We start from the raw sequence: 12,919 nt of genomic DNA on the forward strand, positions 1-12,919 counted from the left end.
CATTAATTCCTTTATAATTTTATAAACTCAACCCGCCTGTTTTTTGCCTTGTTTACCGCGTTGTCATTCAGCGCGATGGGTTGGGTTTTACCCATACCATCCGTTTCCATGCGGGCAACGGCTATATTAAAAGTTTGGTTGAGTTGAGTTTTAACAGACGCCGCTCTTTGTTTTGAAAGCTCAAGGTTAGAGGCGTCATTGCCGTCTGCGTCGGTGTGTCCAACTATTTTAATTTTTAAGGATGGATTGTCAGTTAAAATCTGTGCTATTTCCTTTAAAGTTGCAAATGATTCGGGTTTTATTTTGGCTGAATTAACATCAAACTGGATGCCATAGCTGATAAGTTTACCCTCGGTAACCAACTTGTTCCGCATATCAGGCAATCCCACAGCTATCCTGAAGTTGCTGATGATAGGGCTCACTTCATCCGTCGTTTCCATTCTGAAAATATTATAGGCGTATCCTGCGATCATCCCCCTGGGCAGGTCGAGCACTTTGTTTTCATTGGCGTACATCCTTAAACGCTGTTTTTGTACCCAAAAGGCCACATGGTATTTTTGTCCCGATTTAAACTGGAATGTGCTGTTTCCATGGTCTTTATAACCCTCGTCCTTTTGTGAATAATTAGTCCAGTCGATCTGGTCATAACCAGCGGTAATTTTGGTGCCTGCTTTTCCCGGAATCGCGCCACCCTCATTGGGGTTATCCAATGTCCCGCACACAATGTAGAAATCAAGCCCGTACATGTTTTCTGAATTGTTGGCGGTGATCGGTACAAAATCAAACTCAATGGTGAAATTATCTGTGAAGCTTCCTTTTGCCTCGGGAATAAAAAAACCGCCCTTTGTTAGCTGCAGCCATCTGCCCGGGTATTTAGCCATGGTTACTATTTCCCCGCTGGAATTGGTGTTCCACGAGGCCGGGAAATCACCGACGTTGCCCGAAGTGAAATCATCGAAAAAAATTATTTTTTCACCGGGGATAAAATCAAATTTCGACACCGTTTTATTCTCGTCCTGGGCATAAGCCGCAACCGAAAATAACAGCATCGCTGCAATCATTAGGTAAAGTGTTTTCATGGCTTAAATTTTCCCTAAATTAGGCCAGGCGGTAAAAAAGCTAAATGATTTTGCTCATTTAAATAAATGAAAGTTATCATCTATTTATTTGATAACGAATGGGGTAGTATAGTTAGGGCGGCTATTTTTGTTTACTATGAACCATGAACTATGATCCATGAACCATCAACTATGAACTTCTTTACAGTCCATCTTCAGGTAAATTAACACGGAAAATTGACCCACTGCCTTCTTCACTTTCCACTTCAATTGTTCCGTTGTGTTTTTCAACAATCTGTTTAACTATGCTCAGGCCCAAACCGGTGGATTGTTCACCTTTAAGGCCGGGCCGGCCTGCTTTGGTAAAGGCATCAAAAATTATAGGTAATTTGTCTTTAGGGATCCCGATACCATGGTCCTTCACTTCAATGATGATACGGAAATTCTTTTTGCTGATATCTATCTCAATAGTGCTTCTTTCTCTCGAAAATTTTAAGGCATTGCCAATAAGGTTGTCAATCACCCGTTGAAATTTCTCGTGGTTAAGCTGTACCCATGCAGGCACAACCCGGCAGTTTAAGGCTATGGTTTTACTTCCTTTTTGATTTTCCCATTTATTGATAATACCCGCCATAAACTGGTCAAGGTCGGTCCTTACCGTAATAAATTCAGCTGTATTCTGGTTCCGGGCAGACTCAAGCAATTCCTCAATGATCGTACGTGCCTGTACACACGATGCTTTTATCATATTCAGGTTTTCCTGTAATTCAGCGTCTATTTCGTCCATTTCCATCACCATGGCAAGGGTTTCAACCGCAGCTATCGGGTTGCGCAGGTCATGTGCCACGGTACCCAGCAATTGGCTTTTAAAATCACTGCTCCGCTCTATTTCCAGGTTTTTCTCTTTTATTTCGATCAACTGCAGGTAATAATTGAATTTGTATGAAAAGAAATAACGGGAGATTAAATAAAAGCCGCCCAGTAATACAAGGGAAATCAGTTCGTTATAAACTATTTCAGTAGGGTCGGTCTGTGCCCAGATCAATAGTGATGTGAATACCAGCGCCGCCATAATGATCAGCATGATGGTTTCATAATATTCAAATACAAATAAGATGCTTACCGTTGACAGCGCTATTAAATAAAGAATCAGGGCGTTTTTGGGATCGGATGTTGCGAGAAAACTGGAATACATGCCGCAAACGATCAGGTACATCGCAAAACCAAAAATGAATAAAGACAATATGGCAGTCGCTTTAGGTTTTTTGCGATAAATATTTATCATTAAATAGCTGAACGAATAAAATAAGGCACTTGATCCCAAAAATAGCCAGTTGGTGATATTGAATTCTGGAAAATTATCAGCCCTTGTGAGGCTTAAAGGAAATACCAGGTAAAGTACCCTGATAACAGCATTTAATATAAAGAATATGAGAGAAGCTACACGAACGGAAACCAGGTTTTGCCCGGTATAGTAGTTACGCCAGTCAAATTTATATTTATTACCTAAGTTTTTTAATTGGGCTTTGTTCAATTTGGTTAGCGTTTAAACGGGGACACAAAAGTATAAATTTTATGGTTCAACCTATAATCAAAAATCCTAAAAGCCGCTGTGACAAAATAACTTATTGAATTAAATTAAAAGGACATTTTAGCAGGATTCGGGTTGTGGCAGGAGATTTGATCGGTTAACACCGGTAGCGATGAATAGACTGAACGGGTGTGTTATTTGCTTGTAATCGATGGTAATCCTTATCAAAACACTCAATCGGCTATAAAGGTCTATCCTAAAAACAAATATCATGAATTTTAACAATTTTACCATAAAAGCACAGGAGGCTGTACAAAAAGCTTCTGAAATAGCTGCCGGGAACCAGCAGCAGGCGATTGAAACCGCACACCTGCTTAAAGGCTTGTTGCTGGTTGATGAAAATGTAATTACTTATTTGCTAAAGAAGTTAAATGTAAACGTTAACCGTTTAAATGAAACACTTGACGCGCAGATCAACTCGTTCCCTAAAGTAAGCGGCAGCAATATTTACCTGGCTTCGGGTACCAATTCGGCTTTACAAAAAGCGCAATCCTATTTAAAGGAATTTAAGGATGAGTTTGTATCGGTTGAGCATATATTACTCGGTATTTTATCAGTAAACGATAAAACCAGCACCGCATTAAAAGACTACGGTGTAAACGAAAAAGACCTTAAAAAGGCAATCGTTAGCCTGCGCGGCGATAATAAGGTGACCGATCAGAATGCCGAAGCAACGTATAATGCCCTGAATAAATATGCCCGCAACCTGAATGAGTACGCGGAATCAGGAAAACTTGACCCGGTGATTGGCCGTGATGAGGAGATCAGGCGGGTAATCCAGATCCTATCCCGCAGGACAAAAAATAACCCGATATTGGTTGGCGAACCAGGCGTTGGTAAAACAGCCATCGCAGAAGGTATTGCATTTCGTATTATTAAAGGGGATGTGCCTGAGAGCCTGAAAACAAAAACAGTTTATTCACTGGATATGGGCGCGCTGATAGCCGGAGCCAAATATAAGGGAGAATTTGAAGAGCGTTTAAAGGCAGTAATAAAAGAAGTAACGCAGGCAGATGGCGAGATCATTTTATTTATTGATGAGATCCATACCCTGGTAGGTGCAGGCGGTGGCGAAGGCGCCATGGATGCAGCAAATATTTTAAAACCTGCCCTTGCGCGTGGCGAATTAAGAGCCATAGGCGCTACCACGCTGAACGAATACCAGAAATACCTTGAAAAAGATAAAGCGCTGGAGCGCCGTTTCCAAATGGTAATAGTGGATGAGCCGGATACTGCTGATGCCATTTCTATTTTGCGTGGCCTAAAGGAACGTTATGAGACTCACCATAAGGTACGTATAAAAGATGAGGCTATTATTGCTGCGGTTGAAATGTCGCAACGGTATATATCCGACAGGTTTTTGCCGGATAAAGCGATTGACCTGATGGATGAGGCCGCATCAAAACTCCGTTTGGAAATGGACTCAGTTCCCGAAGCTGTTGATGAACTGGACCGCCGCATTATGCAGCTGGAAATTGAGCGGGAAGCGATCAAGCGCGAAAAGGATGATAAAAAAGTAAAGGAACTGAGCGAAGAGATTGCCAACTTATCAGCTGAAAGGGACTCGTTGCGTGCCAAATGGCAGGGCGAAAAAGACCTTGTGGATGGCATCAACATTAAGGTTGAATTGATAGAAAACTATAAGCTGGAAGCGGAGCAGGCCGAACGCGCAGGTGACTACGGTAAGGTAGCTGAATTGCGCTACGGTACCATCGTGAAAGCCCAAAAGGAAGTGGAAGAACTTAAGGCGGCGCTTTTGGAAAACCAGAGTGATAGCCGTATGCTGAAAGAGGAAGTTACGTCGGAAGATATTGCAGGGGTAGTTTCGCGCTGGACCGGGATTCCGGTTTCAAAAATGATACAAAGTGAGCGTGAAAAGCTGCTGCACCTGGAAGATGAATTGCACAAACGCGTAGCAGGGCAGGAGGAAGCGATTGAAGCGATAAGTGATGCAATACGCAGAAGCCGCGCAGGCCTGCAGGACAAGAAAAAGCCAATCGGGTCCTTTATATTTTTAGGGACTACCGGTGTTGGTAAAACAGAGCTTGCGAAAGCTTTGGCAGAATACCTGTTTAATGACGAAGGTGCTTTGGTGAGGATAGATATGTCCGAATACCAGGAACGCCACTCGGTATCAAGGCTGGTTGGTGCGCCTCCGGGATATGTTGGTTATGATGAAGGCGGGCAGTTAACCGAAGCCGTGCGCCGTAAGCCTTACAGCGTAGTATTATTGGATGAGATAGAAAAGGCCCATCCTGATGTATTTAATATCCTGTTGCAGGTTTTGGACGACGGCCGGTTAACCGATAACAAGGGCAGGTTGGTGAATTTTAAAAATACCATCATCATCATGACATCGAATATCGGTTCAAACATCATCCAGGAAAATTACCAGGATTATAGTGAGTTTGACAAAGACGAGATCATGTCGAAAACTAAAAATCAGTTGTTTGAACTGTTAAGAAAAACAATCCGTCCGGAATTTTTAAACCGGATTGATGAGATCATCATGTTCACACCTCTTGGCAGGGATGAGATTACCGATATTGTTAAAATGCAGTTTAAACAGGTGCAACAAACTCTGGCCGAAATGGGAATAAGCATCGAAGCATCGGAGGAAGCATTGGACTGGCTGGCACAATTAGGCTACGATCCGCAATTTGGTGCCAGGCCTTTAAAAAGGGTGATCCAGAAAAAGATCCTGAATGAGTTATCCAAACAAATATTGGCGGGCAAGGTGGATAAAGACAGCAAAATAAAGCTGGATATGTTTGATAACCAGTTTGTGTTTTTAAATTCTCCTGAATTGGTGGGTTAACTATCCCCGGAAATACCGGTTTAATAAATAGACTTGTTTTTAGTAAATATGCAAGGGCCTCTGCTGTTAAGCAGGGGCTCTTGTCGTTTTCGTGCATTTTTAATGCTGAGTTATAGTCTTTTTACCCTAAAAATGAAGCCGGGAAATACCTCGCGTAATTCCCGGCTTTAATTAACTTATTAACTGTCATCTTATTAACTACGATTTAATTTCTTTTCATAGGTAATAATTTGCTAGTTTTTTAAGGACGCCAAAAATGAGATTTAATTTTATAATATAATCGTAAAAAAATCGTTACAGTTAATAAAATTAATTGTAAGTAAGAAGTTACACGAAATTAGTGAAATTTCCGAAAGCAGGCGTTAGCTTTATCCCCTCAATTATTATTAACTAAAAAACAATTTACATTATTTATGACAAAAAATCTACTTATGATTTTGTGCATATTGCTATTAACTGGAAACCAGTTATTTGCTCAAAATCTAACCGTAACAGGTAAGGTTACGGGGAAGGACGATGGGTTGCCCTTACCAGGCGTAAGTGTAAGCGTTAAAGGAAGCCCATCCATCGGTACGCAGACAGATGTTAATGGTAAATACTCGCTTACGGTACCGGCAGGCGCAACATTATCATTCAGCTTTATCGGTTATTCAACACAATTTTTGCCGGTTAACGGTGGCGTGTTAAATGTGGTTTTGGCGCCGGCAAGCCAGCAACTGGGTGAAGTTGTGGTTACTGGTGCGCTCGGTATCACGCGTACCCGAAATCAGCAAAGTTATGCCGCCCAACAGGTAAGCGGCGACGAAGTCAGCAAGCAGCGGTCAGATAATTTTATTGACGGTTTATCCGGAAAGGTATCCGGCCTTGAAATCAAGCAGAATAACGCGCTGGGTGGTTCCACTAACGTTGTACTTCGGGGTGTAAAATCCATTACAGGAGATAACCAGGCTCTTTTTGTTATCGACGGGGTGCCCGTAGGTAATGAAAATACAAATGGCAGCAACCAGCAGCAGGGGGGCGGAGGATATGATTATGGCAGCCCGGCATCAGACCTTAATCCCGATGATATAGAAAGTATTACGGTGTTAAAAGGCGCTGGTGCATCAGCTCTTTACGGTTCACGCGGAAGCAACGGTGTTATTTTAATAACTACTAAAAAGGCAAAAAAAGGTTTGGGTATTGTTATTAATTCAACCGTTAGCGTTGGTGAAATTGATAAGTCAACTTTTCCGCAATACCAAAAACAATATGGTGCGGGCTATGCTCAATATTTTAATAGCGGAAATATTTTTGGCAATGCAAATGCGCAGGTTGCGCCAACCGCTGATGACGCCTCCAACGGAACGGCCTTTAATCCAAATTTAAAAATCTATCAGTGGGACGCATTTGATCCGACCTCGCCTAACTATGGCAAAGCAACACCATGGGTGGCAGCAAAAAACGACCCTTCGACATTTTTTGTGAAGCCGGTATCTACTAATCAAAGTATCATGATTACCAGTGGCGGCGAAACAGGCACCTTTAAATTAGGGTACACCAAGAGTATTGAAAATGGGGTGATTCCAAACAGTAAACTTGACAAAAATCAGGTTGATTTTGGCGGCACTTATAATATCACGCCGAAGTTAACAGTTGGAGCAGAGATCAATTTTTACAATACCAACGGCACTGGTCGCGGCGGTACAGGTTATGATGGCAGTAACTCCGATAACCGCAACGTAATGACTAATTTCAGGCAGTGGTGGGAGACAAACGTGGATGTGCAGGAATTGAAGGCGGCCTATGAAAGAACGCAATCAAATGTCACCTGGAATATGGCCGATCCGATTGACGGCAATACAAACCCCGCTTATTGGAATAACCCTTATTGGGTAACTGATCACAATTATGAGACCGATACACGTAACCGGTACCTCGGTAATATCAATTTAACTTACAAACCGACCTCATGGCTGAATATTACAGGCCGTACATCGCTGGATTCCTATTCGGAACTTGACCAGGAACGTTATGATGTGGGAAGTATAGGCGTTCCATATTATTCGAGATATAACCATTCTTATTCGGAAACGAACTATGATTTGTTGGCAAACGTAGATAAAAACATTTCGAATGATTTTAACTTGAAAGCCCTGTTGGGTGGAAATATTAGAAGAGACTACGAAAACAGCATTTTCGCAAGCACTAACGGCGGTTTAATTATTCCCGGGCTATATTCTCTTTCAAATACAGTAAACGCACCATTGTCACCAACTGAATATGATGCCACAAAAGAGGTTGACGGTATTTTTGCAGGCGCTACACTCACCTGGAAAAAGATGCTGACCTTAGATGGTACCATCAGGAGGGATAAATCATCCACGCTGCCGGCTGCAAATAACAGCTATTATTATCCTTCAGTTTCGGCAGGTTTCGTATTCTCAGAACTGCTGAAAAATTACACCTGGCTTTCATACGGAAAAATAAGGGCGAATTACGCACAGGTGGGCAGTGATGCACCGCTTTATACAGTTAACGATACTTACTCCATCGTTCCGCCGTTTGGTGCAAACCCTCAAACCCTGGTTAACACCACAAAAAACAATCCTGATTTAAAACCTGAACAAACCAAAAGCAAGGAAATTGGTATTGAAATGGCTTTCCTGAAAAGCAGGCTTGGGTTTGATGCAAGTTACTACAGCACCAACACTTTTAATGAAATATTACCGGTAAACGTTTCAGGCGCAACAGGGTACAACTTTAAATATTTAAATGCGGGTTCTGTTGAAAATAAAGGTGTTGAGCTCTCATTAAACGGAACCCCTGTATTAACCAATAGCTTTAGCTGGAAAATTAACGTAAACTTTACCGCTGCAAAGAATAGGGTTACATCACTTTATACTGATGCAACAGGTAAAGAAGCAAGTAACCTTGAGCTGGCAAGTTTTCAAAATGGCGAGTCGCTTAATGCGCCGCTTGGTCAGCCGTTTGGCACTATCCGTGGAACAGACTACGTTTACAACTCAAAGGGACAGAAAATCGTTGGGGCCGATGGGCAATACCTGATCACATCGACATCTAACAACAATATCGGCAATACCAATCCCGACTGGACCGGTGGTATTAACAACAGTTTTACCTATAAAAACTTTTCGTTAAGCTTCCTTATTGATATCCGTCACGGCGGTTCGGTGTTTTCAAATGATTTGGCTTATGGTTTGGCTGATGGAATTTATCCGTTAACAGCCTATACAAATGACCTCGGCAAACCAGTTCGTAATACATTAGCTGATGGCGGTGGTTTCATCAGGCCGGGCGTTTATGCCAACGGACAGCCAAATACCACCAGGGTGACCGCCTATAATTACGGCGACTTTGGCGATGGCGCAGGTTTATTGCCGTTATCTGCTTTTGTATACGATGCAAGTTATGTAAAACTGCGCGAAGCGCTTATTGGCTATACAATGCCTCAAAACGTGATCAGCAAATTAGGCCCGATAAAGGAAGTAACCTTTCAGCTTATTGGACGGAATTTATGGATCATCCATAAAAACCTGCCCTATGCCGATCCCGAAGAAGGGCTAAGCGCGGGTAATTTGCAGGGCATCCAGGAAGGTGCCTACCCGACCGTTCGTACCATTTCGTTCAACCTAAAATTACGTTTCTAATCATACAGACATGAAAAAAACAGCATTTATTTTTGTACTCGTCTCGATGCTTTCGGCCTGTACAAAAGATATAACCAAACTAAATATCGACCCTAAAAACCCGGTGAATGTTCCGTCTTACAGTTTGTTTACCGAGGCTGAAAGATCAATAACAAATACCGTTACATCAGCGAGCGTCAATTTAAATATTTTCCGTTTAATTGAGCAGCAATGGACCGAGACTACTTATTTAAATGAGACGGATTACCAGATAACCTACCGCAAGCAACCGGATGCCATCTGGAGCGCTATTTACAGTGGCGCACTTACCAATTTGGACAGGGCCAAAAAATTAATTCCAACGGATGTAAACGATGCCGGAACCCAAAAAATGAGATAGCAATTGCCGACATAATGGAGGTTTACAGTTACTATTACCTGGTTACTACTTTTGGCAATATTCCCTATTCGCAGGCATTGGATATCAACCAGCCTTTTCCAAAATACGATGATGCGGCCACCATTTACAGTGAACTGTTAACTCGCCTGGATGCAGATATTGCGGCACTGAATCCTTCCGCAGGCAGCTATGGCAATGCGGATATTATATATGGCGGGATACCTGCCAACTGGGCAAAATTTGCAAATACGCTAAAGCTGAAAATGGGAATTACCATTGCAGACTTTGACAATGTTAAGGCTAAAGCCGTTGTGGAAGCGGCTGTTAAAGCAGGCGTTTTCACCTCAAATGACGACAATGCTTTATTCGCATATGTAACAACCCCGCCCAATACCAATCCTGTTTGGGTTGACCTTGTGCAAAGTCAAAGACATGATTTTGTTGGTACCAGTCAGTTTATTGGTTTATTAAACCCTAACACAGCAACGCAGGACCCGCGCACGCCATATTTCTTTGCCGAAAACAAAAACAGTGTATACTTAGGGGCCGATAACGGCTCAGGTAGCGGTGGTATTGTTTATAGCAATTACTCGCTGCCCTCCGGGCCGCTGTTAACACCCGGGCCACCCACATCATCCCAACCCAAATCAATTGGCAGTGTAACAAACCCTGATTTCCCCGGCTTGCTGTTGGATTACTCTGAAACTGAATTTAACCTTGCTGAGGCTGTTGAAAGAGGGTACAATGTAGGGGGCACAATTGAATCTCATTATGATGCTGCAATAACTGCGTCAATAACATATTGGGGCGGTACAGCCGCGCAGGCAAATGCTTATTTGCTGCTTCCAAATGTAGCATTTGCTACTGCCACAGGTACAACGCCACTACAAAAAATTGCCTTGCAGGAATATTTGGCTTTGTATAACCGCGGCTGGGATGCATGGATCGTAAACCGTAGGCTTGATTATCCCGCGTTAGTTGCGCCACCCAATGCTTATAGTGCGTTCCCCGTGCGTTTTACCTATCCGATAAGCGAGCAGAACGTAAACGTGGTTAATTATAACCAGGCATCAACTGCCATTGGGGGCGATAAAGTTACAACGAAACTCTTCTTCGATACGAAGGGGGCTTATTAACTATAACTGGCCCTTCTGTAATTAACTACGAATAGGTGTAGTGGTAATTGTACTTTAAATTAAAGGCGCCCTTGGTAATACAGAGGCGCCTTTTTATATTTATAACAAAGCGTCAAGCTTTTTGAATCGCCGGTTAATTGTTTTGTTTTACCGGTTTGTCCTGTTGCTTTGGTTTGTTTTCTGCTGGTTTGGCCGGTTTAGCCTGTTGTATAACGGGCTTCGGTGGATTAGCCGGCTTATTAACGGGCCGGGGCGGATTTGCAGGTAGTCCTGCTGGTTTTGCCGGGTTATTACCCTGCCCGCCTGGATTGTTACCCACACGTGCTGGTCTGTTTGGATTGGTGGCCGGTGCGTTAGGGTTACCCGGATTGTTGCCTAAACCTGCCGGTTTGTTTGGGTTAGCGGCTGGCGCATTAGGATTAGCCGGATTGTTACCAGCACCCGCCGGGTTATTTGGATTAGCACCCGGTGCGTTAGGATTGCCGGGATTATTTCCTAAACCTGCCGGTTTGTTTGGGTTAGCGGCTGGCGCATTAGGATTAGCCGGATTGTTACCAGCACCTGCCGGTTTATTTGGATTAGCACCCGGTGCGTTAGGATTGCCGGGATTATTTCCTAAACCTGCCGGTTTGTTTGGGTTAGCGGCCGGTGCGTTAGGATTAGCCGGATTGTTACCAGCACCTGCCGGTTTATTTGGATTAGCACCCGGCGCGTTAGGGTTGCCGGGATTATTTCCTAAACCTGCCGGTTTGTTTGGGTTAGCGGCCGGTGCGTTAGGATTAGCCGGATTGTTACCAGCACCCGCCGGTTTATTTGGATTAGCACCCGGTGCGTTAGGGTTGCCGGGATTATTTCCTAAACCTGCCGGTTTGTTTGGATTGGCACCCGGCCGGTTGGGATTGCCCTGGTTGTTACCAACACCTGTTGGTTTATCTGGATTGGCCCCCGGTGCATTTGGATTTCCCGGATTTGCATTCTGGATACCAGGTTTTCCCGGGTTATTTCCCCGGCCGGTTGGCCGTCCCGGATTATTGCCTTGTGGCTGATTTTGTTTGCCTCCTACACCCTGGCCTACCTTGTTTCCGCCATTATTTTGCGGGTGAAAGGGGATAACTTTTGGAACGGCTAAGTTGGCGGGTTTTCCCCCCGGGTTCCCTTTGGTGAATTGGTTGGGATTCTGCCTTGCCCGCCACTGGTTACCGTTTTGTTCGGCAGTTGGCTTGTAATGGCGCTCACGGCCTGCAGATACTTCTGCTGCTGTCGGCCTGTCATCTACGCCTCCGCGCCCGCCATTAAAGCTGTTGCGGTTATGCCTTTCGTTATTTCTGATCACTATCCTGTTTTCGTAAACATTCCTTATTACCGTTCTGTTTACCCTAACCACGGCTGTATTATAGTGAAAACGCCCTTCACGCCATTCTCCGCCATAATAACCATGGCCTGAATAACCATATCCATAGTTTATCCCACCGTAAAAACCAATATGATCGCCCCAATAACCTATATGGAAAACGTAGCGGTTGCCTTCATAACCCCAGTAAGGAGGTGTCCATAAAACACCCGGATTTGGCGGAGCCACCCATGCTCCCGGCACCCAGTAATAATCTCCTCTTTCCCGGCTAAAGGCCCAATAGCCAGGCTGCCACAAGTAGCCATCGCTTGGGCATTCAGGTTGTTCGTATTCAGGCATTTCTGGTGGCGCAGTGTCTGCGGCAACATCCGCATCCACGGGCTGGTCTAAATCAACCGAAGCATCAACAGCAACCTGCCCGCCCTGCTCCTGTAAAGGTTGGTTGGCAAACTCCTCATTAAACTTTTGGGCATACATTGCGGCTTTTCTAAGGTTAAACACATTGTTGGCCAATATTCTTTCCTGTACCCATGCCTGCGTGTTCTGGTCATAATAATATAAGGTATTATCATCTGCGTGATAAACGAAGGTGTAGAGATTAACATTTTGCTCCGGATCCGGCGCCTGGTAATCAAGGGAGATCTGGTAGCCGTTAATATTCGTTTCAACCCCCATTTGCGTAACGGTAAAAGTTCTGTTTTTGTATTCAGGAGAAAGGCCTGATATTACTGCTCTTGCACTTGGCGTAGCTCTTACCAGCTCGATGAGTGAATTTTTAAATAAGATCGCCAAATCGGTACTCACAGGAGTTTCCTGGCCCGATTGGGGGTCGATAACGTAAATTTGGGCCCTCGGATGTGTGTCCACAACAGGGTTTTGCGCATAACTTATGCTGCAAAAAGCGAACATAAACAAAGCCAGAAAAAATGATTTCATAAA

At 43.8% G+C, this 12,919-nt stretch carries 7 protein-coding genes; 4 read left to right on the forward strand and 3 right to left on the reverse strand.

Annotated elements, in window-relative coordinates; translation table 11 throughout:
* Nucleotides 1-11: 11 nt before the first annotated feature.
* Together MgSA37_RS10510 and MgSA37_RS10515 are read right to left on the reverse strand one after the other, a co-directional pair.
* Complete coding sequence (locus MgSA37_RS10510) at nt 12-1,079, reverse strand: OmpA family protein (RefSeq protein ID WP_096351771.1); 1,068 nt, start codon at nt 1,077-1,079, stop codon at nt 12-14.
* Between the two features lie 181 nt (nt 1,080-1,260).
* Complete coding sequence (locus MgSA37_RS10515; protein WP_096351772.1) at nt 1,261-2,592, reverse strand: sensor histidine kinase; 1,332 nt, start codon at nt 2,590-2,592, stop codon at nt 1,261-1,263.
* Nucleotides 2,593-2,860: 268 nt separating this feature from the next.
* On the opposite strand from MgSA37_RS10515, the gene clpB reads away from it, so the two are divergent.
* The 4 genes from clpB to MgSA37_RS10535 all read left to right on the forward strand — a co-directional run bounded on the left by clpB (nt 2,861) and on the right by MgSA37_RS10535 (nt 10,629).
* Nucleotides 2,861-5,467, forward strand: a complete 2,607-nt coding sequence (gene clpB / locus MgSA37_RS10520; RefSeq protein ID WP_096351774.1) for an ATP-dependent chaperone ClpB — start codon at nt 2,861-2,863, stop codon at nt 5,465-5,467.
* Between the two features lie 431 nt (nt 5,468-5,898).
* Nucleotides 5,899-9,114 (forward strand): SusC/RagA family TonB-linked outer membrane protein, encoded by a 3,216-nt coding sequence (locus tag MgSA37_RS10525; RefSeq protein WP_232010835.1) that lies wholly within the window; start codon nt 5,899-5,901, stop codon nt 9,112-9,114.
* Between the two features lie 10 nt (nt 9,115-9,124).
* Nucleotides 9,125-9,493 carry a SusD/RagB family nutrient-binding outer membrane lipoprotein gene (locus MgSA37_RS29385; protein ID WP_157750525.1) on the forward strand — a complete coding sequence of 123 codons (369 nt, stop codon included), beginning with the start codon at nt 9,125-9,127 and terminating at the stop codon, nt 9,491-9,493.
* A 14-nt stretch (nt 9,494-9,507) separates the two neighbouring features.
* The gene (locus MgSA37_RS10535) at nt 9,508-10,629 is read left to right on the forward strand and encodes a SusD/RagB family nutrient-binding outer membrane lipoprotein (protein WP_172885309.1); all 1,122 of its coding nucleotides are present in this window, start codon (nt 9,508-9,510) and stop codon (nt 10,627-10,629) included.
* Between the two features lie 133 nt (nt 10,630-10,762).
* On the opposite strand, the gene MgSA37_RS28780 is transcribed toward MgSA37_RS10535, so the two are convergent.
* Nucleotides 10,763-12,916: a YXWGXW repeat-containing protein gene (locus MgSA37_RS28780; protein WP_197706118.1), complete on the reverse strand. Its 2,154-nt coding sequence runs from the start codon at nt 12,914-12,916 to the stop codon at nt 10,763-10,765.
* Nucleotides 12,917-12,919 lie beyond the last annotated feature (3 nt).

Origin of the sequence: Mucilaginibacter gotjawali, assembly GCF_002355435.1 — a bacterium.
Classification (GTDB): Bacteria; Bacteroidota; Bacteroidia; order Sphingobacteriales; family Sphingobacteriaceae; genus Mucilaginibacter; species Mucilaginibacter gotjawali.

Excerpts from the sequence above, each read along its gene's own strand:
- MgSA37_RS28780 (WP_197706118.1), bottom strand. The coding sequence starts at position 12,916 with ATGAAATCATTTTTTCTGGCTTTGTTTATGTTCGCTTTTTGCAGCATA.
- MgSA37_RS10510 (WP_096351771.1), bottom strand. The coding sequence starts at position 1,079 with ATGAAAACACTTTACCTAATGATTGCAGCGATGCTGTTATTTTCGGTT.
- MgSA37_RS10525 (WP_232010835.1), top strand. The coding sequence starts at position 5,899 with ATGATTTTGTGCATATTGCTATTAACTGGAAACCAGTTATTTGCTCAA.
- MgSA37_RS29385 (WP_157750525.1), top strand. The coding sequence starts at position 9,125 with ATGAAAAAAACAGCATTTATTTTTGTACTCGTCTCGATGCTTTCGGCC.
- clpB (WP_096351774.1), top strand. The coding sequence starts at position 2,861 with ATGAATTTTAACAATTTTACCATAAAAGCACAGGAGGCTGTACAAAAA.
- MgSA37_RS10535 (WP_172885309.1), top strand. The coding sequence starts at position 9,508 with ATGGAGGTTTACAGTTACTATTACCTGGTTACTACTTTTGGCAATATT.